This window comes from Achromobacter ruhlandii, assembly GCF_902859695.1.
GTDB lineage: Bacteria > Pseudomonadota > Gammaproteobacteria > Burkholderiales > Burkholderiaceae_B > Achromobacter > Achromobacter ruhlandii.
Map to the genome: position 1 here is coordinate 61,456 of NZ_CADIJL010000003.1, position 19,336 is coordinate 80,791.

Below are 19,336 nucleotides of genomic sequence, written 5' to 3' on the forward strand. Positions count from 1 at the left end.
TGCAACCTCGAGTCGGAGTGCTCATGCCTTACTCGTACACCGAAAAAAAGCGCATCCGCAAAAGCTTCGCCAAGCGTGAAGACGTTCAAAACGTTCCCTTCCTTTTGGCGACTCAGCTTCAATCCTACCTAACTTTCCTGCAGGCGGATACCGCCCCGTCCGATCGCGTAGCCGACGGTTTGCAGGCGGCGTTTTCGTCGATTTTCCCGATCGTTAGTCACAACGGTATGGCGCGCTTGGAGTTCGTGAGCTATGTGCTCGGCGAACCGGTGTTCGATGTCAAGGAATGTCAGCAACGTGGCCTGACCTATGCCTCGCCCCTGCGAGCCAAGGTCCGCCTGGTGCTGCTTGACCGCGAAGTCAGCAAGCCCACCGTCAAGGAAGTGAAGGAACAGGAAGTCTACATGGGCGAAATTCCGCTCATGACGGGCACCGGTTCGTTCGTCATCAACGGCACCGAGCGTGTCATCGTCTCGCAGCTGCACCGCTCGCCCGGCGTGTTCTTCGAACACGACCGCGGCAAGACGCACAGCTCGGGCAAGCTGCTGTTCTCGGCCCGCGTGATTCCCTACCGCGGCTCGTGGCTGGACTTCGAATTCGACCCCAAGGACATCCTGTTCTTCCGCGTCGACCGTCGCCGCAAGATGCCTGTCACGATCCTGTGCAAGGCCATCGGCATGACGCCGGAATCGATCCTGGCCAACTTCTTCGACTTCGACAACTTCGAGTTGAAGAGCGAAGGCGCCATGATGGAATTCGTGCCCGAGCGCTGGAAGGGCGAAATGGCCCGCTTCGACATCGCGGACCGCTCCGGCAAGGTCATCGTCGAAAAAGACAAGCGTATCAACGCCAAGCATCTGCGCGACCTGGCTGCCGGCGGCATCCAGCGCATCTCCGTGCCGGAAGACTTCCTGTACGGCCGCGTGCTGGCCAAGAACATCGTTGACGCCGATACCGGCGAAGTCATCGCCAACGCCAACGACGAGATCACCGAAAGCGTGCTGGGCGCCCTGCGCGCCGCCAACGTGCACGACATCCAGACGCTCTACACGAACGATCTGGATCGCGGCCCGTACATCTCGCAGACGCTGCGCACCGATGAAACCGCCGACCAGATGGCCGCGCGCGTTGCCATCTACCGCATGATGCGTCCTGGCGAACCGCCCACCGAGGAAGCGGTGGAAGCGCTGTTCCAGCGCCTGTTCTACAGCGAAGAAACGTACGATCTGTCGCGCGTCGGCCGCATGAAGGTCAACAGCCGTCTGGGCCGTGGTGAAGACATCACCGGTCCGATGACGCTGACCAACGAAGACATCCTTGAAACCATCAAGGTGCTGGTCGAGCTGCGTAACGGCCGTGGCCAGATCGACGACATCGATCACCTGGGCAACCGCCGCGTGCGTTGCGTCGGCGAACTGGCCGAGAACCAGTTCCGCGCCGGCCTCGTGCGCGTCGAACGCGCCGTCAAGGAACGTCTGGGCCAGGCCGAGACCGAAAACCTGATGCCGCATGACCTGATCAACTCCAAGCCGATCTCGGCCGCCATCAAGGAGTTCTTCGGTTCGAGCCAGCTGTCGCAGTTCATGGACCAGACCAACCCGCTGTCGGAAATCACGCACAAGCGTCGTGTTTCGGCACTGGGCCCGGGCGGCCTGACCCGCGAGCGCGCCGGCTTCGAAGTCCGTGACGTGCATCCGACCCACTACGGCCGCGTCTGCCCGATCGAAACGCCGGAAGGCCCGAACATCGGCCTGATCAACTCCATGGCGCTGTACGCTCGCCTGAACGAGTACGGCTTCCTGGAAACGCCTTACCGCAAGATCGTCGACGGCCGCGTCAGCGACCAGATCGACTACCTGTCGGCCATCGAAGAAAGCCACTACGTGATCGCGCAGGCCAACGCCGCGCTCGATGACGAAGGCAAGTTCGTGGACGACCTGGTGGCTTGCCGTGAAGCCGGCGAAACCATGCTGACCGCCCCGGCCAACGTGCACTACATGGACGTGGCCCCGTCGCAGATCGTGTCGGTCGCCGCCTCGCTGATTCCGTTCCTGGAGCACGACGACGCGAACCGCGCGCTGATGGGGGCCAACATGCAACGTCAGGCCGTGCCTTGCCTGCGTCCGGAAAAGCCGGTCGTGGGCACGGGTATCGAGCGCACCGTGGCCGTTGACTCGGGCACCACCGTGCAGGCGCTGCGTGGCGGCCTGGTCGACCACGTCGACGCCGAGCGCGTGGTGATCCGCGTGAACGACGAAGAAAACGTCGCCGGCGAAGTCGGTGTCGACATCTACAACCTGATCAAGTACACGCGTTCCAACCAGAACACGAACATCAACCAGCGTCCCATCGTCAAGCGCGGCGACCGTGTCGCCAAGGGTGACGTGCTGGCCGACGGCGCATCGACGGACCTGGGCGAACTCGCCCTGGGCCAGAACATGCTGATCGCGTTCATGCCCTGGAACGGCTACAACTTCGAAGACTCGATCCTGATCTCCGAAAAGGTCGTGGCCGATGACCGCTACACCTCGGTGCACATCGAGGAACTGACGGTCGTGGCCCGTGACACCAAGCTGGGTCCGGAAGAAATCACGCGCGACATCAGCAACCTGGCCGAGACGCAACTGAACCGCCTGGACGATTCCGGCATCACCTACATCGGCGCCGAAGTCAGCGCCGACGACGTGCTGGTCGGCAAGGTCACGCCCAAGGGCGAGACCCAGCTGACGCCGGAAGAAAAGCTGCTGCGCGCCATTTTCGGTGAAAAGGCGTCCGACGTTAAGGACACCTCGCTGCGCGTGCCTTCGGGCATGACCGGCACCGTCATCGACGTGCAGGTGTTCACCCGCGAAGGCATCGTGCGCGACAAGCGCGCCCAGTCCATCATCGACGATGAACTGCGCCGCTATCGCCAGGACCTGAATGACCAGCTGCGCATCGTTGAAAACGACCAGTTCGACCGTATCGAGAAGATGCTGGTCGGCAAGACCGTCAACGGCGGCCCGCGCAAGCTGGCCAAGGGCGCGACGATCACCAAGGCCTACCTGGCCGACCTGGATCGCTGGCAGTGGTTCGACATCCGCCTGGCCGACGAGCCCCACGCCGTCGTGCTGGAGCAGGCCAAGGAATCGCTCGAGCAGAAGCGTCACCAGTTCGACCTGGCCTTCGAAGAGAAGCGCAAGAAGCTGACGCAGGGCGACGAGCTGCCCCCGGGCGTGCTGAAGATGATCAAGGTCTACCTGGCCGTGAAGCGTCGTCTGCAGCCTGGCGACAAGATGGCAGGCCGTCACGGCAACAAGGGCGTGGTCTCGCGCATCACCCCGGTGGAAGACATGCCGCACATGGCTGACGGCACGCCGGCCGACATCGTTCTGAACCCGCTGGGCGTGCCCTCGCGGATGAACGTGGGCCAGGTGCTGGAAGTGCACTTGGGCTGGGCTGCCAAGGGCGTGGGTCACCGCATCGCCGACATGCTGCGCGACGAGCGCACCGCGCAGGTCAAGAACGTCCGTGCGTACCTGGACAAGGTCTACAACACGACCGGCACCGGCGCGCGCATCGACGAGCTGACCGACGAAGAAGTCATGGAAATGGCCCAGAACCTCAAGAACGGCGTGCCGTTCGCGACGCCCGTCTTCGACGGCGCGACCGAAGAGGAAATCACCAAGATGCTGGAACTGGCCTATCCGGACGACGTCGCCAAGCGCATGGCGCTGACGCCCTCGCGCACGCAGGCGTGGCTGTACGACGGCCGCACCGGCGAGAAGTTCGAGCGTCCGGTCACCGTCGGCTACATGCACTACCTGAAGCTGCACCACTTGGTCGACGACAAGATGCACGCGCGTTCGACCGGTCCGTACTCGCTCGTGACCCAGCAGCCGCTGGGCGGCAAGGCGCAGTTCGGTGGCCAGCGTTTCGGGGAAATGGAAGTGTGGGCGCTGGAAGCCTACGGCGCCGCCTACACCCTGCAGGAAATGCTGACGGTGAAGTCCGACGACATCACCGGCCGCACCAAGGTATACGAAAACATCGTCAAGGGCGATCACGTCATCGATGCCGGCATGCCGGAATCGTTCAACGTGCTGGTCAAGGAAATCCGCTCGTTGGCCCTGGACATGGATTTGGAGCGTAACTAATGAAAGCGCTACTCGACCTCTTTAAGCAAGTCTCGCAAGACGAGCAATTCGATGCCATCAAGATCGGCATCGCCTCGCCCGAGAAGATCCGTTCGTGGTCCTACGGCGAAGTTCGCAAGCCCGAGACCATCAACTACCGCACGTTCAAGCCCGAGCGTGACGGTCTGTTCTGCTCCAAGATCTTCGGCCCGATCAAGGACTACGAGTGCCTGTGCGGCAAGTACAAGCGCCTGAAACACCGTGGCGTGATCTGCGAGAAGTGCGGCGTTGAAGTTACCGTTGCCAAGGTTCGCCGTGAACGCATGGGCCACATCGAGCTGGCCAGCCCCGTCGCGCACATCTGGTTCCTGAAGAGCCTGCCGTCGCGTCTGGGCATGGTGCTCGACATGACCCTGCGCGACATCGAACGCGTCCTGTACTTCGAAGCCTGGTGCGTGATCGAACCCGGCATGACGCCGCTCAAGCGCGGCCAGATCATGTCGGACGACGATTTCCTGGCCAAGACCGAGGAATACGGCGACGACTTCCGTGCCCTGATGGGCGCCGAAGCCGTGCGCGAACTGCTGCGCACCATCGACATCGACCGCGAAGTGGAAACGCTGCGCGGCGAACTGAAGGCCACCAGCTCGGAAGCCAAGATCAAGAAGATCTCCAAGCGCCTGAAGGTGCTGGAAGGCTTCCAGAAGTCCGGCATCAAGGCCGAGTGGATGGTCATGGAAGTGCTGCCCGTGCTGCCGCCGGACCTGCGTCCGCTGGTGCCGCTGGACGGCGGCCGCTTCGCGACCTCCGACCTGAACGACCTGTACCGCCGCGTCATCAACCGCAACAATCGTCTGAAGCGCCTGCTGGAGCTGAAGGCCCCTGAAATCATCCTGCGCAACGAAAAGCGCATGCTGCAGGAAGCCGTCGACTCGCTGCTGGACAACGGTCGTCGCGGCAAGGCCATGACCGGCGCCAACAAGCGCCAGCTCAAGTCCCTGGCCGACATGATCAAGGGCAAGAGCGGTCGTTTCCGTCAGAACCTGCTGGGCAAGCGCGTCGACTACTCGGGCCGTTCGGTCATCGTGGTGGGTCCGCAGCTCAAGCTGCACCAGTGCGGCCTGCCCAAGCTGATGGCCCTGGAACTGTTCAAGCCGTTCATCTTCAATCGCCTGGAGATGATGGGCCTGGCCACGACCATCAAGGCCGCCAAGAAGCTGGTGGAAAGCCAGGAACCGGTGGTCTGGGACATCCTGGAAGAAGTCATCCGCGAACACCCGGTCATGCTGAACCGTGCGCCCACGCTGCACCGTTTGGGCATCCAGGCGTTCGAGCCGGTCCTGATCGAAGGCAAGGCCATCCAGCTGCACCCGCTGGTCTGCGCGGCGTTCAACGCCGACTTCGACGGTGACCAGATGGCCGTCCACGTGCCGCTGTCGCTGGAAGCCCAGCTCGAAGCGCGCACGCTGATGCTGGCTTCGAACAACGTGCTGTTCCCGGCCAACGGCGAACCGTCGATCGTGCCGTCCCAGGACATCGTGCTGGGTCTGTACTACACGACGCGCGAGCGCATCAACGGCAAGGGCGAAGGCATTTTCTTCACCGACGTCGCTGAAGTGCAACGCGCCTACGACAACGGCGAAGTGGAGCTGCAAAGCCGCATCACCGTGCGCCTGAAGGAACACGAGCGTGACGAGAATGGCGAATGGCAGCCGGTGATCCGCCGCCACGAAACCACCGTCGGCCGCGCGCTGCTGTCCGAGATCCTGCCCAAGGGCCTGCCCTTCACCGTGCTGAACAAGGCGCTGAAGAAGAAGGAAATCTCGCGCCTGATCAACCAGTCGTTCCGCCGTTGCGGCCTGCGCGACACGGTGATCTTCGCCGACAAGCTGATGCAGTCGGGCTTCCGCCTGGCCACCCGCGGCGGTATCTCGATCGCCATGGGCGACATGCTGATCCCGTCGGCCAAGGAAGGCATCCTGGCCGAAGCCAGCCGTGAAGTGAAGGAAATCGACAAGCAGTACTCGTCGGGTCTGGTCACGTCCCAGGAACGCTACAACAACGTGGTGGACATCTGGGGCAAGGCCGGCGACAAGGTCGGCAAGGCGATGATGGAGCAACTGGCCACCGAACCCGTGATCAACCGTCACGGCGAGGAAGTGCGTCAGGAGTCGTTCAACTCCATCTACATGATGGCTGACTCGGGCGCCCGCGGTTCGGCCGCCCAGATCCGCCAGCTGGCCGGCATGCGCGGCCTGATGGCCAAGCCGGACGGCTCGATCATCGAGACGCCCATTACCGCGAACTTCCGTGAAGGCCTGAACGTGCTTCAGTACTTCATCTCGACTCACGGCGCGCGTAAGGGTCTGGCCGACACGGCACTGAAGACCGCGAACTCGGGTTACCTGACCCGTCGTCTGGTCGACGTGACGCAGGACCTGGTGATCACCGAGGACGATTGCGGCACCTCGCAGGGCTACAACATGAAGGCCCTGGTGGAAGGCGGTGAAGTCATCGAGCCGCTGCGCGACCGCATCCTGGGCCGCGTGGCCGCCATCGACATCGTCAACCCGGACACGCAGGAAACGGCGATCACCGCCGGCACCCTGCTGGACGAAGACATGGTCGACATGATCGACCGCATCGGCGTGGACGAAGTTAAGGTCCGCACGCCGCTGACGTGCGAAACGCGCCATGGCCTGTGCGCGCACTGCTATGGCCGTGACCTCGGCCGCGGCACGCCGGTCAACCAGGGCGAAGCGGTCGGCGTCATCGCCGCCCAGTCCATCGGTGAACCGGGCACGCAGCTGACGATGCGTACGTTCCACATCGGTGGCGCGGCGTCGCGTTCGGCCCTGGCCAGCGCGGTGGAAACCAAGTCCAGCGGCGTGGTCGGCTTTGCCAGCACCATGCGCTACGTCACCAACGCCAAGGGCGAACGCGTCGCGATTTCGCGCTCGGGCGAACTGGCGATCTTCGACGACAACGGCCGCGAACGCGAACGCCACAAGATCCCGTACGGCGCGACCGTGCTGGTGGGCGATGGCGAGGCCGTGAAGGCCGGCGCGCGCCTGGCGACGTGGGATCCGCTGACCCGTCCGATCGTGTCGGAATACGGTGGCGCCGTCCGCTTCGAGAACATCGAGGAAGGCGTGACCGTGGCCAAGCAGGTGGACGAAGTCACCGGCCTGTCGACGCTCGTCGTCATCACGCCCAAGACCCGTGGCGGCAAGATCGTCATGCGTCCGCAGATCAAGCTGGTCAACGAGAACGGCGAAGACGTCAAGATCGCTGGCACCGATCACTCGGTGAACATCTCGTTCCCGGTCGGCGCGCTGATCACGGTGCGTGACGGCCAGCAGGTTGCCGTGGGTGAAGTCCTGGCGCGTATTCCGCAGGAATCGCAAAAGACCCGCGACATTACCGGCGGTCTGCCGCGCGTGGCCGAGCTGTTCGAAGCCCGTTCGCCCAAGGATGCCGGCATGCTCGCCGACGTCACCGGCACGGTCTCGTTCGGCAAGGACACCAAGGGCAAGCAGCGCCTGGTCATCACCGACCTGGAAGGCGTCAGCCACGAGTTCCTGATTCCGAAGGAAAAGCAGGTGCTGGTGCACGACGGCCAGGTGGTGAACAAGGGCGAAATGATCGTGGACGGCCCGGCCGATCCCCACGACATCCTGCGCCTGCAGGGCATCGAGAAGCTGGCGACCTACATCGTCGACGAAGTGCAGGACGTGTACCGTCTGCAGGGCGTGAAGATCAACGACAAGCACATCGAAGTGATTGTTCGTCAGATGCTGCGCCGTGTGAACATCGTCGATGCGGGCGATACCGAGTTCATCCCGGGCGAGCAGGTCGAGCGCTCCGAGCTGTTGAACGAGAACGACCGCGTCAACGCTGAAGACAAGCGTCCGGCCACGTACGAAAACGTGCTGCTGGGTATCACCAAGGCCTCGCTGTCGACCGACTCGTTCATCTCGGCCGCCTCGTTCCAGGAAACCACGCGTGTCCTGACCGAAGCCGCCATCATGGGCAAGCGCGACGACCTGCGTGGCCTGAAGGAAAACGTCATCGTCGGCCGCCTGATCCCGGCCGGTACCGGCCTGGCGTACCACCATGCCCGCAAGGACAAGGAAGCCCTGGAGGCCGCGGAACGCGAAGCCGCCCGCCAGCTGGCCAACCCGTTCGAAGACTCGCCGGTCACGGTGGGCTCGGACGCCGATGTCCCGTCGTCCGACCTGGGCAGCGAGGACGCCGCCGAATAAGGGCGACGTCCGGAGCACCCCCCGCGCAGGTCCGGCGGGGGAGGCCAGAAGCGAAAAGGCCGCTGATGCGAATCAGCGGCCTTTTTTTGCCCGCGCGGGGCGGGGCGGCGCTATTTGGCGGCCTGGCTCTTGGCGCGCTGGAACACCGGGCCCCAGACCGGATGGCCGGCCTCGTTGGGCGCCAGTTCGAAGGCGGGGTCGATCTGCAGAATGCGGCTGAAGCTGTCCTCGCACAATTGCGTGTAGCGGCTGACGCAGTAGCTGAACGCCTGCAGCTTGTAGGCCTCGATGCGCACGGCCTTGCTGGACGCGGCCAGTTCGTCGGAGCGGGCCACGCCGCGGATCACTTCGCCGTACTGGCCGGCGCTGTACTGGTCGCGCACCCGTTGCAGCTGTTCCAGCGCCTCCGGCGTGGGCGGGTGTTCGGGCGCGCTGGCGGGCAGGCCGGCGCAGCCGGCCAATACCATCGATAATCCGAGCGAACTGCAGAGAAGGCGAATTTTCATAGGCTTTCAGTGAATTGAGGGAATTTGGCGATACGCTATCGTGCCACAGCCTGATGCGCTCGGACATTTTCGGCAATGTCCTTGCGTAACGGATTGGATAATATTCCGCCTACCAGCCGCCAACCCGTTTTCGCGTCCGTCGCCCAGCATTTTTGAATATGTCTTCATCCGTCGGCCTGCATACGCCGCGCAGCCCCTTTTCTGGCGCCGCGCCGCTCGCCTTGCGACCCTTGAGCGCCATCGCCGCCAGCGCGGCCGGGGGCGTGCCGGAGTCGCGCATCAAGCGCTTGTTGGCGGATCTGCTGCCAGCGCTGATGGGCCTGCACGCGCAGGGGGAAATATGCGGCGATATTTCCCTGGACACGGTGGGCATGGATGAAGGCGCGCGCGCCCATCTGTTGCCGGAACTGGCGGTGCCGCGTTCGCACCGGGCGGGAGTCACGCCGGTTCCGGGTTTCGCTCCATTTGAGCTTTATACGGATTCCGCGGAATGGCCGCGCGGTCCCTGGACCGACGTCTACGCGCTCTGCGCGGTGATGCACGCGCTGGTCACCGGCCTGCGCCCGCCTCCGGCGCCCGAGCGCCGCGCCGCCGACAGCTACGAACCCCTGGTCTCGCTCGGCCTGACGAAGTACAGCCCGGCTTTCCTGGGCGTGATTGACCGTGGCCTGGCGATGCTGCCGGCCGACCGGCCGCAGACGTTGGCGGAACTGGCGGCCATGCTGGAAATCTCCGCCTACGCCGAGACGCCCCCCGCGGCCCAGAAAACGTCGCAGGCGGAGGCGATATCCGCGCCTCCCGCCCCGGTGGCGGTTGCCGGCAAGCCGCGCGGCGGCGGCCGGCCCCTGTTGGCGTTGTTGCTGGTGTTGGCGTTGATCGGCGCGGGTATCTATGCCTGGGTCCGTTACGGCCTGGGAGGCAGCAATGCCGTGATCACCCGTTCGGAGCTGGTGCAGCCAAATCCGCCCGCGATTGCGCCCGCGCCCGTTGCGCCGGCTGCTCCCGCACCGTCGCCTGAACCTCCCGCACCGTCGCCTGAACCTCCCGCACCGTCGCCTGAACCTCCCGCGCCCTCTGCATCGCAGCCGGCCCCGCCCGAATCCGCCAACCCGGGTACGACGACGTCCGCTCCGGAAGCGGGGGCGCCCGTAACGCCTGGCTCGGCCGCGGTCCCGCCCGTTGCGCCGGTGCCCGTCACGCCCGCCGAACCGGGCATGTCCGCGCCAGCGCCGATCCCGCCGGCGGTCCAGGAGCCAGCCGCGCCCGCGGTCCAGGAAGAGGCGCCCAAGCCCAAGCCCGTGCCGGTCCTGGTGCGGCTGGATATCCGGCCGTGGGGCGAGGTGTGGATCAACGGTGTTGCCCGCGGCATCAGCCCGCCGGTGAAGGAGTTGCGGCTGATTCCCGGCAAGTACCAGGTGGTGCTGCGCAATGCCAACCTGCCGCCTTACCGGGCGACGCTGGAAGTGAAAGCCGGCAAGCCGGCCGTCATCTCGCACGTCTTCGAATAGGGCGCCGGCAAGGCGGACCGTCAGTCCGCGGTTTCCTCGGGCGCCATCGGCAGGCACAGCGTGAACACCGATCCCACGCCCGTTTCGCTCGTCACTTCGACCTCGCCGCCGTGGCGTTGGGCCACGGTGCGCACGAAGGCCAGCCCCAGTCCCGCTCCTCCCACATCGCCGCGCGTGGCCACGCCGACGCGCGAGAAAGGCTCGAACAGGCGCGCCAGGTCCGGCGGCGCGATGCCTTGTCCCTGGTCGCGGATGTGCACGCGCCAATAGCCGGCCGCCTCCTCGATGGCGCAGGTGATGCGGGTGTGGGGCGGACTGTACTTGATGGCGTTGTCGATCAGGTTGCTCAAGGCCCGCATCAGCAGCGTCTGGTCGCCGCGGACGTAGGCTGCCGGCAGCGGCGAGATCACTTCCAGCACGATGCCGCGCTTGTGCGCGGCCGCCCAGAACTCGTCGACGCCATCCTGCAGCAAGCCGCCCAGGTCCAGGTCGACCGCGTTGATGGCCATCGATTCGGCGCGCGTCAGGTGCACGAAGTCGTCGACCAGATGCAGCGTGCGGTTGGCCAGCGCGGCGATGCGGGTGAGCGTATCGTCGCGGCTATCCGCGGGATCTCCGTCCTGCTTCATTTCGACCAATGCCAGGATGGAGCTTTGCGGCGCGCGCATGTCGTGCGAGATGAAGCGCAGCGTCTCTTCGCGCTGGCGCTCGGCCTGGCGGATGCCGGAAATATCGGTCAACGTGGCGACGGTGCCCGCGAAATTGCCTTCGGCCGTGTGGATCGGCGCGCACTTCAGGATCAGGTCGCGGCCGGCATGGTCGCGCACCTCCAGGTCGGCGCTCCACGGCGATTGCTCGGCGACCGGCCCCTGGCCGCTCAGCACCTGCGCCACGCGTTGCCGCGTCGGCTCGTCGCCGATGGTTTTCTCCAGCAGGTGGATGGCTGGGTGGCCGACGCGCGGCGGGCGCATACCCAGCCGCTGGAAGTACATCACGGCGGCCTGGTTGCGGAATTGCATGCGGCCGTCCTGGTCGAACACCAACGTCGCATCGGGCATCCCGTCCAGCCCGTCCGCCAGGAAGCGCCGCAGGTTGCGCACGCGCGCCAGCGCGCGCCGCAATTCGCCGACACGGCTTTCGAGCGAAGCGCTGGGCCCGCCGGACTGCGCCCGAGCCTCGTTCAGCACCGGCGGATATTCGCGTTGCAGCCGTCGTAGCTCGTTGTCCATGTAGCGCAGCGCGGCCTCCTGGCTGCGCCAGCTCCATAGCGGATAGCACAGCGCCACGCCCAGCAGCGCGGCAGTCGGCGCAAACCACCGGTAGCTGTGGCCAAGGAGCAGCAGGCTGGCGAGCAGAATCAGCGCCAGCAGGGCGATGTTGACGAGCAGCGCCCGGTTGGGTGACAGGCGCCACAGCGCCAGACAGGCCAACAGCACCGGCAGCGCGGAGAACAGGGCGTTGAGCCAGGGGGCGGCGGGCTGGAAGGCGATGTCGTCATTGGCGGCCTGCAGCAGGTTGGCGATGATCTCTACGCCCGGCATGCCACTGACGTTGTGCGATACCGGCGTGGTGTAGGCGTCGCCCAGTCCGGTGGCCCAGGCGCCCACCAGGACATATTTTCCGCGCAGCTGTTCGGCCGGCACGTCGCCACGCAATACCGACAGGTACGAGACCGCGCGCGTATGCGCTACCGGTCCCGCGTACGGGATCAGGATGCTGCCGTCCGGGGCGGCGCGCCGCAGCAGCCTGTCGGCCAGCGGCTTCTGTCCGCCTACGTCGAGCATGCTCAACGCGAAATGCTGCCAGCGCTCGCCCCCGTAGCGCGTGGTCAGCACCGCCGATCGCAACACGCCGTCCGCGTCCAGGCTGGCATTGATGAAGCCGCTGCCCGCCGCGGCTTGCGCCAGCAGGGGAATGGGCGTGCTGATGGAGGAAGGGTAGGCCAGACGATCCAGCACGACCGGCAGCACGGTGCGGCCGTTGCGCCGGATGCTGTCGGCGAGGATGGCGTCGTCGCCCGGATGGGTGGTGTCGGGTTCGGCGAAGATAAGGTCCAGGCCGACCGCGCGGGCGTCTCGCAGTCGGTCCAGCAGTGCCGCGTGGACCGCCCGGCGCCAGGGCCAGCGGCCCAACGCGTCGATGCTGGCATCGTCGATCGCGACGATCACGATGTCGGGCGAGATGTCGCGTCCGGTCAGCGCGACGGCGCGGTCATACAGGATCTGGTCGACGCGTCCGAGTCCATTGACCCAGCCGAGCAGCGCCGCCAGCAGCGCCAGCGCCACCGTCAACCACAGGCCTGATCGCGAGGTCCGGTCGATGGGGTCGGCGGCGTCTGCCATGGGCGCCTTTCTAGTATTCGGTCAGCGTCACGAATCCGCCGCTGCCGGTGGCGACGCCCAGCCCGCTGCTGGTCATCAGCTGGCTTATGCCGATGAACGTGGCCATCGCGTCCTCGCCCCCCAGGCCCAGCTCGTCGATGGCGCGCACCGATACATAGAAGGTGCCGGCGCCGGGCGCGCTGAAGCGGATGTCGGGGCTGGGAAAGCGGGTCGAGGAGACCGGCTGGGTTCCCTCGGCATCGCGCGCCACGCGCACCAGGTAGCCCTGCGCGCCGGGCACGGGGGCGAACGTGCTGGTCCAGACCCCGCCGCCGGCGCGCACCGGTTCCGCCAGTTGCGGCGCCGCCAGCAGCGGCCGCACCCCGGCGACATTGCCATCGGCGCCGACGGCCGCGCCATAGCCCTTGGCCACCGCCACCGGCCGTGCCGGCGCCGCGCCGGGCGCGTGCGGCTGCAACCTTACGCTGCCTTCCAGCACTTCGCTGTGCACCCCATGGCTGCCGCTCTGCACCCGAAAACGCGTGCCGCGCACGCCGGTTACGGCAACAGGTGTCCGCACCTCGAAGCGGCCCACGCCCTGGCCCGCGGGGGCGACGCTGGATTCGACACTGCCGCGCTCCACATGGATGACCGAATCGGTCAGGTTGGTGCCTTCGAATTGCCGCAGGCGGGTCAGTTCCACGGAGCCGTCGGCCGGCAGCGTGAGCTTGGAACCGTCGGCCAGTTCCAGCGTCACGAAGCCGTTTGGCGCCGTGACGACCTTGCTGCCTTCGGCCACGTTGGCGCCCGGCTTGAGCGCCTGTCCGTCCAGGTTGGCCTGGCCGCTGACATGCACCACGCGCGCTTGGGCGGCGCGTTCGGGAATCATCGACAGCGGAATGCGCAGCTCCAGCCCGATCGGCAGGCGTTCAGGGGTGGTCACGTTGTTGAGCGTCTGCAGCGGGTTCCAGTTGGCCTGGTTGCGCGTGTAGGTCGAAGCGATGTCGATCAGCGTATCGCCAGGGCGCACGCGGTAGATGAAGTTCTCTCCCAGCGCGCCCGCGGGTTGGCTATGCGAGGTTGTTGCGAGCAGCAGGCCGGAAAGCAGGGCAAGCAAAGAAAGCGCGCGGCAGCGGCTCATGACTTTCAATTCTCCAGGTAAGGCCGTCAGGCGCTAGGGCGCGGAGGGCGGGCTATCTTCCGACGCGCTGATCAATTCCAGCCGGTAGCCGAGCGCGTAGGACGAGCTCAGGCGCACGCCATGCTCCGGACGCAGCTGGAGCTTCTGGCGGATGTTCGACAGATGGGTGTCGAGTGTGCGGGAGGTGGCGGGAATCTCGCGATTCCAGACGCATTCGGCCAGCACGTCGCGAGACATCAGCCGGCCCAGGTTGCGGAAAAACAGCAGCGCAAGTTCGAATTCCTTGGGCGCCAGCGCAACCGCCGCGCCATCGAGCGAGATCGTGCGCGCGGCGGGATCGACGCGGTAGTTGGCGACATCGAATGCTTCATCGGCCGGTTCGGCGATCTGGCTGCGGCGCAGTAGTGCCGCGACGCGCGCCAGCAGTTCCAGCGGCCGCAGGGGCTTGACGATGTAATCGTCGGCGCCGGCGCGCAGGCCTTCGACCAGGTCATCCTCGCTGGAACGGTTGGTCAGGAAGATGACGGGAATGCGCGGGCCGATGTTGGCGCGCAACCAGCGCACCACATCGTCGCCATCGATATCAGGCAGGTGCCAGTCCAGCAGCACCAGGTCAAACGATTCATTGCGCAAAGCGGCAAGCAGGTCGCGGCTTTGCTGATAGCTGGTGCAGGTGTATCCGGCGGCAGTCAGGACTTGCTGGATACGTTTCGCCTGGTCCAGGTCGTCTTCCAGCGACGCGATTTTCATCAGACGTGGTCTCGCGAAGGTTGGCTGCGCAAGCGCGCCCTGTGGCGCCCCAATGCAAGAAGAGGAAAGGATTGTGTAATGGAATGATAACTCGCGTCGCGTCACCGTTGGCTACGTTGTGCCAAGAACTGTCAAACATTGCAAACTTGACGAATCTTGACTGGAGTTGTTGCACAACAACCGGTCAAACTGTCCTCAACCTTCCCGCGAACCGGCGCGGTCTGCCGGCACCGGGGGGGCAGAAGGGATGGAAAGAACCTATGAATCAATTGCGCGTACTGATGATGTCGCCGGACGAGGCTGCACGTAACACCGCTGTGTCCGCACTGCTTCAAGCGGGAATTTCGGCCCGCGGCTGTTCGACTTCTCTGGAATTATTTGGCCTGCTCAGCAATGGCACCTACGACGCCGTCGTGCTCAATGTGGGCACGCTCGGCGAAATCGGCTATGCCCTGGTGGCTCGCCTGCATGGCTCCTCGCCCCTGGGCATCGTGGTGATGGGCACCAACCTGTCCCTGGAAACCCGCCTGCGCTGTCTGCAGAGCGGCGCGGACGCCTGTCTGCCGCCGCCGCACGATCCGCGCGAACTGGCCTGCATCCTGCTGGCGCTGGCCCGACGCCTGCCTGCCGGCCAGGACGCCGCCGCGGTCGAGGAGCCCGTGCCAGGTCAATGGGAACTGCGCGACCAGGGCTGGACCCTGGCGGCGCCCTCCGGCACCACGATCTCGCTGTCCGCCAACGAGCGTTTGATCGTGCGGTCGCTGCTGGAAGTGGCGGGCCGGGCAGTCGGTCGCAACGAGTTGGGAGATGAACTTCGGGTGGAGGGGGGCGGGGCGCGCTCCAGCGGCACGCGCAGCATCGACGTCATCGTCAGCCGTCTGCGCCGCAAGGCCGAGCTGGCCGGGGTGATGTTGCCGATCCGCACCGTCTACGGAAGCGGCTACCTGTTCGCCGACCAATAAACTATCCACGCCCATCGTCACCGGCTACACTGCCGGCTGGCTTGCGGACTCCCGTCCGCCGCCCGGCGCCATGGCGGGCTTGTCGACTCCGGACCCTCCGGATCGCCATCATTGGGTCGGTCGGTAATTTGGCCCCATTTTTATCGACCTGCGTTCGACCTGCGCGTATCTGGCCGTCTTTTGCCGGCAACGCGCCCGCGCGTTTCGCGCACAAAAGTTTTTGACAGTGCGCCAAGTTCTAAGCTATGCTAAAGGGCTTACTGCTTTATTCGCGCGCAAAGTTTGATGCCAGGAATGGCGATCACGTGTGATCAAGGCGCCAGGAAAGACAGGTCCGGCCAGTCGTTTTCCGGTGAAACGTTCGAATGAACTTCGAACGCAATCATCCGGCGGCCCAAGGCCAAAGGGGTGCGTCACGAGCCCCCGTCATCCGACGCTGCCATCTCCGAAGCATCCGGTTTGTGCGTTTGTCATGGTTTGTTGGCAGGCCCGCTCTTTTACGTATTTGAACGTTTGAGGCGGTCTTGCGCGAGCCGCCTTCTCCAAGAGTCATCGCTTGAGGAGACGAGTACGTAAGTACTTACCAGTGGTACGTAAAAGGGATTTCAAAGGTCATGCCTACCATTAGCCAACTCGTGCGCAAGCCGCGCGAAGTCAGCATCATCAAAAGCAAGAGCCCCGCGCTCGAAAACTGCCCGCAACGCCGCGGCGTGTGCACTCGCGTGTACACCACCACCCCCAAGAAGCCGAACTCCGCTCTGCGTAAGGTTGCCAAAGTGCGTCTGACCAACGGTTACGAAGTCATTTCGTACATCGGCGGTGAAGGCCACAACCTGCAAGAGCACTCGGTGGTTCTGGTGCGTGGCGGTCGTGTGAAGGACTTGCCCGGTGTGCGTTATCACATCGTGCGCGGTTCCCTCGACCTGCAAGGCGTCAAGGATCGCAAGCAAGCCCGCTCGAAGTACGGCGCCAAGCGCCCGAAGAAGGCCTAAGGGTTCGCAACGCGAATCAGCAGTACCCCCGCGTGGCGGCCATCCGTCATCAGGGAAGTGCAACCGCGCCGTCCGCAATACAGGAAGGTGCGCGGCACGTAAGGGGTCGTCTTATTGGACGGCCATGGCCGTGTAATGAAACACGGTTCAACTGAACAGACACAAGGAAGCAACAATGCCCCGTCGTCGCGAAGTACCCAAGCGCGAGATTCTGCCCGATCCCAAGTTCGGCAGCGTCGAACTCGCCAAGTTCATGAACGTCGTCATGCTGGACGGCAAGAAGGCCGTCGCCGAGCGCATCGTCTACGGTGCCCTCGAGCAAGTCGCCACCAAGACCGGCAAGGAGCCGATCGAGGTGTTCAGCCTGGCGATCAACAACATCAAGCCGATCGTCGAAGTGAAGAGCCGCCGCGTTGGCGGTGCCAACTACCAAGTGCCGGTTGAAGTGCGCCCCGTGCGCCGCCTGGCCCTGGCTATGCGTTGGCTCCGTGAAGCCGCCAAGAAGCGTGGCGAGAAGTCGATGGATCTGCGTCTTGCTGGCGAACTGATCGACGCCTCCGAAGGTCGTGGCGCCGCGATGAAGAAGCGCGAAGACACGCACAAGATGGCCGAGGCCAACAAGGCCTTCAGCCATTTCCGCTGGTAATTTAAGGACTAACCCACCATGGCCCGCAAAACCCCGATCGAGCGCTATCGCAACATTGGCATCTCTGCGCACATCGATGCAGGGAAAACCACCACGACCGAACGTATCCTGTTCTACACCGGCGTCAATCACAAGATTGGCGAAGTGCATGATGGCGCCGCCACCATGGACTGGATGGAACAAGAGCAAGAGCGTGGCATCACCATTACGTCGGCTGCTACGACGGCGTTTTGGCGTGGCATGGCCGGCAACTACCCCGAGCACCGCATCAACATCATCGACACCCCGGGGCACGTGGACTTCACCATCGAGGTGGAACGTTCCATGCGCGTCCTGGACGGTGCCTGCATGGTCTACTGCGCGGTGGGTGGTGTTCAGCCCCAGTCCGAAACCGTGTGGCGCCAAGCCAACAAGTACGGCGTGCCGCGTCTGGCGTTCGTCAACAAGATGGACCGTACCGGCGCGAACTTCTTCAAGGTCTATGACCAGCTGAAGACGCGTCTGCGCGCGAACCCCGTGCCCATCGTGATCCCCATCGGCGCCGAAGACACGTTCCAAGGCGTGATCGACCTGGTCAAGATGAAGGCGATCATCTGGGACGAAGCCAGCCAAGGCACCAAGTTCGACTACAAGGACATTCCGGCCGAGCTGGAAGGCGCCGCCGCCGAATGGCGCGAAAAGCTGGTTGAAGCCGCCGCCGAATCGTCGGAAGAGCTGATGAACAAGTACCTGGAAACGGGTTCCTTGGACGAAGCCGAAATCAACCTGGCCATCCGTCAACGCACCATCGCTGGCGAAATCCAGCCGATGCTGTGCGGCACCGCCTTCAAGAACAAGGGCGTGCAGCGCATGCTGGACGCGGTCATCGACTACCTGCCTTCGCCCGTGGACATTCCCCCGGTTGACGGCCAGGACGACGATGGCAACGCCATCAACCGCAAGGCTGACGACAACGAGAAGTTCTCGGCGCTGGCGTTCAAGCTGATGAGCGATCCGTTCGTGGGTCAGCTGACCTTCGTGCGCGTCTACTCGGGCGTCCTGAAGTCGGGCGACACGGTCTACAACCCCATCAAGGGCAAGAAGGAACGTATCGGCCGCATCCTGCAGATGCACGCGAACAACCGCGAGGAAATCAAGGAAGTTCTGGCCGGCGACATCGCCGCCGTGGTGGGCCTGAAGGACGTGACGACCGGCGAAACGCTGTGCGACGTCGATTCGCACATCCTGCTGGAGCGCATGGAGTTCCCCGAGCCCGTGATTTCGCAGGCCGTCGAACCCAAGTCGAAGGCTGACCAGGAAAAGATGGGCCTGGCGCTGTCGCGCCTGGCGCAGGAAGATCCGTCGTTCCGCGTGCGCAGCGACGAAGAATCCGGCCAGACCATCATTTCCGGCATGGGCGAGCTGCACCTGGAAATTCTGGTCGACCGCATGAAGCGCGAATTCGGCGTGGAAGCGAACGTCGGCAAGCCCCAGGTGGCCTACCGCGAAACGATCCGCAAGACCTGCGAAGAAGTCGAAGGCAAGTTCGTCAAGCAGTCGGGCGGTCGTGGTCAGTACGGTCACGTGGTCCTGAAGGTCGAGCCGCTCGAGCCGGGCGGTGGCTACGAATTCGTCGACGCCATCAAGGGCGGTGTGGTTCCTCGCGAATTCATCCCCGCGGTGGACAAGGGCATCCAGGAAACGCTGCCTGCCGGCATCCTGGCCGGTTACCCGGTCGTGGACGTCAAGGTCACGCTGTTCTTCGGTTCGTACCACGATGTGGACTCGAACGAAAACGCGTTCAAGATGGCCGGCTCGATGGCGTTCAAGGAAGGCATGCGCAAGGCTAGCCCCGTGCTGCTGGAACCGATGATGGCCGTTGAAGTCGAAACGCCTGAAGACTACGCCGGTACCGTGATGGGCGATCTGTCCTCGCGTCGCGGCATGGTCCAGGGCATGGACGACATGGTCGGTGGTGGCAAGACCATCAAGGCCGAAGTCCCGCTGGCCGAGATGTTCGGTTACGCCACGAACCTGCGTTCGCTGACGCAAGGTCGTGCCACGTACACGATGGAATTCAAGCATTACTCCGAGGCCCCCAAGAACGTCGCTGACGAAGTCATCGCCGCTCGGGCCAAGTAAATAACCCTC

11 protein-coding genes are annotated in these 19,336 nt (G+C 64.5%); 7 read left to right on the forward strand and 4 right to left on the reverse strand.

What is annotated here, in order from left to right; all coding sequences use genetic code 11:
• Positions 1 to 23 precede the first annotated feature (23 nt).
• The gene (gene rpoB, locus HV742_RS04650) at positions 24 to 4,136 is read left to right on the forward strand and encodes a DNA-directed RNA polymerase subunit beta (RefSeq protein ID WP_020925808.1); all 4,113 of its coding nucleotides are present in this window, start codon (positions 24 to 26) and stop codon (positions 4,134 to 4,136) included.
• Positions 4,136 to 8,380 carry a DNA-directed RNA polymerase subunit beta' gene (gene rpoC, locus HV742_RS04655; protein WP_049077268.1) on the forward strand — a complete coding sequence of 1,415 codons (4,245 nt, stop codon included), beginning with the start codon at positions 4,136 to 4,138 and terminating at the stop codon, positions 8,378 to 8,380. The genes rpoB and rpoC overlap by 1 nt, the downstream gene beginning before the upstream one ends.
• Positions 8,381 to 8,490: 110 nt before the next feature.
• On the opposite strand, the gene HV742_RS04660 is transcribed toward rpoC, so the two are convergent.
• Positions 8,491 to 8,886: a TssQ family T6SS-associated lipoprotein gene (locus HV742_RS04660; RefSeq protein ID WP_054419877.1), complete on the reverse strand. Its 396-nt coding sequence runs from the start codon at positions 8,884 to 8,886 to the stop codon at positions 8,491 to 8,493.
• Between the two features lie 158 nt (positions 8,887 to 9,044).
• On the opposite strand from HV742_RS04660, the gene HV742_RS04665 reads away from it, so the two are divergent.
• Positions 9,045 to 10,394 carry a serine/threonine-protein kinase gene (locus HV742_RS04665; RefSeq protein WP_175144596.1) on the forward strand — a complete coding sequence of 450 codons (1,350 nt, stop codon included), beginning with the start codon at positions 9,045 to 9,047 and terminating at the stop codon, positions 10,392 to 10,394.
• Between the two features lie 20 nt (positions 10,395 to 10,414).
• Here the strand turns inward: HV742_RS04665 and HV742_RS04670 are convergent, their stop codons facing one another.
• From HV742_RS04670 to HV742_RS04680, 3 genes are read right to left on the reverse strand one after another with little or no spacing between them, the layout of a single operon-like run.
• Entirely contained in the window at positions 10,415 to 12,736 is a 2,322-nt protein-coding gene (locus tag HV742_RS04670) for a CHASE2 domain-containing protein (protein WP_175144597.1), read from the reverse strand.
• Positions 12,737 to 12,746: 10 nt separating this feature from the next.
• Complete coding sequence (locus HV742_RS04675; RefSeq protein ID WP_175144598.1) at positions 12,747 to 13,856, reverse strand: FecR domain-containing protein; 1,110 nt, start codon at positions 13,854 to 13,856, stop codon at positions 12,747 to 12,749.
• Positions 13,857 to 13,889: 33 nt separating this feature from the next.
• Entirely contained in the window at positions 13,890 to 14,606 is a 717-nt protein-coding gene (locus tag HV742_RS04680; protein WP_049077259.1) for a response regulator transcription factor, read from the reverse strand.
• 260 nt (positions 14,607 to 14,866) lie between these two features.
• Between HV742_RS04680 and HV742_RS04685 the strand changes: the two genes are divergently transcribed.
• From HV742_RS04685 to fusA, 4 genes are all read left to right on the forward strand, one after another.
• Positions 14,867 to 15,568, forward strand: coding sequence for a response regulator transcription factor (locus HV742_RS04685; RefSeq protein WP_049077257.1), 702 nt, complete (start codon positions 14,867 to 14,869; stop codon positions 15,566 to 15,568).
• Between the two features lie 614 nt (positions 15,569 to 16,182).
• Positions 16,183 to 16,560: a 30S ribosomal protein S12 gene (gene rpsL, locus HV742_RS04690; RefSeq protein WP_005017264.1), complete on the forward strand. Its 378-nt coding sequence runs from the start codon at positions 16,183 to 16,185 to the stop codon at positions 16,558 to 16,560.
• 175 nt (positions 16,561 to 16,735) lie between these two features.
• On the forward strand, positions 16,736 to 17,206 hold the full coding sequence (gene rpsG / locus HV742_RS04695) for a 30S ribosomal protein S7 (protein ID WP_006389600.1): 471 nt from the start codon (positions 16,736 to 16,738) through the stop codon (positions 17,204 to 17,206).
• A gap of 18 nt (positions 17,207 to 17,224) precedes the next feature.
• The gene (fusA, locus tag HV742_RS04700) at positions 17,225 to 19,327 is read left to right on the forward strand and encodes an elongation factor G (RefSeq protein WP_049077256.1); all 2,103 of its coding nucleotides are present in this window, start codon (positions 17,225 to 17,227) and stop codon (positions 19,325 to 19,327) included.
• The last annotated feature ends 9 nt before the right edge of the window (positions 19,328 to 19,336 follow it).

Bases quoted from the DNA above. Each gene is read 5' to 3' on its own strand.
- rpoB (WP_020925808.1), top strand. From the start codon at position 24: ATGCCTTACTCGTACACCGAAAAAAAGCGCATCCGCAAAAGCTTCGCC.
- rpoC (WP_049077268.1), top strand. From the start codon at position 4,136: ATGAAAGCGCTACTCGACCTCTTTAAGCAAGTCTCGCAAGACGAGCAA.
- HV742_RS04660 (WP_054419877.1), bottom strand. From the start codon at position 8,886: ATGAAAATTCGCCTTCTCTGCAGTTCGCTCGGATTATCGATGGTATTG.
- HV742_RS04665 (WP_175144596.1), top strand. From the start codon at position 9,045: ATGTCTTCATCCGTCGGCCTGCATACGCCGCGCAGCCCCTTTTCTGGC.
- HV742_RS04670 (WP_175144597.1), bottom strand. From the start codon at position 12,736: ATGGCAGACGCCGCCGACCCCATCGACCGGACCTCGCGATCAGGCCTG.
- HV742_RS04675 (WP_175144598.1), bottom strand. From the start codon at position 13,856: ATGAGCCGCTGCCGCGCGCTTTCTTTGCTTGCCCTGCTTTCCGGCCTG.
- HV742_RS04680 (WP_049077259.1), bottom strand. From the start codon at position 14,606: ATGAAAATCGCGTCGCTGGAAGACGACCTGGACCAGGCGAAACGTATC.
- HV742_RS04685 (WP_049077257.1), top strand. From the start codon at position 14,867: ATGAATCAATTGCGCGTACTGATGATGTCGCCGGACGAGGCTGCACGT.
- rpsL (WP_005017264.1), top strand. From the start codon at position 16,183: ATGCCTACCATTAGCCAACTCGTGCGCAAGCCGCGCGAAGTCAGCATC.
- rpsG (WP_006389600.1), top strand. From the start codon at position 16,736: ATGCCCCGTCGTCGCGAAGTACCCAAGCGCGAGATTCTGCCCGATCCC.
- fusA (WP_049077256.1), top strand. From the start codon at position 17,225: ATGGCCCGCAAAACCCCGATCGAGCGCTATCGCAACATTGGCATCTCT.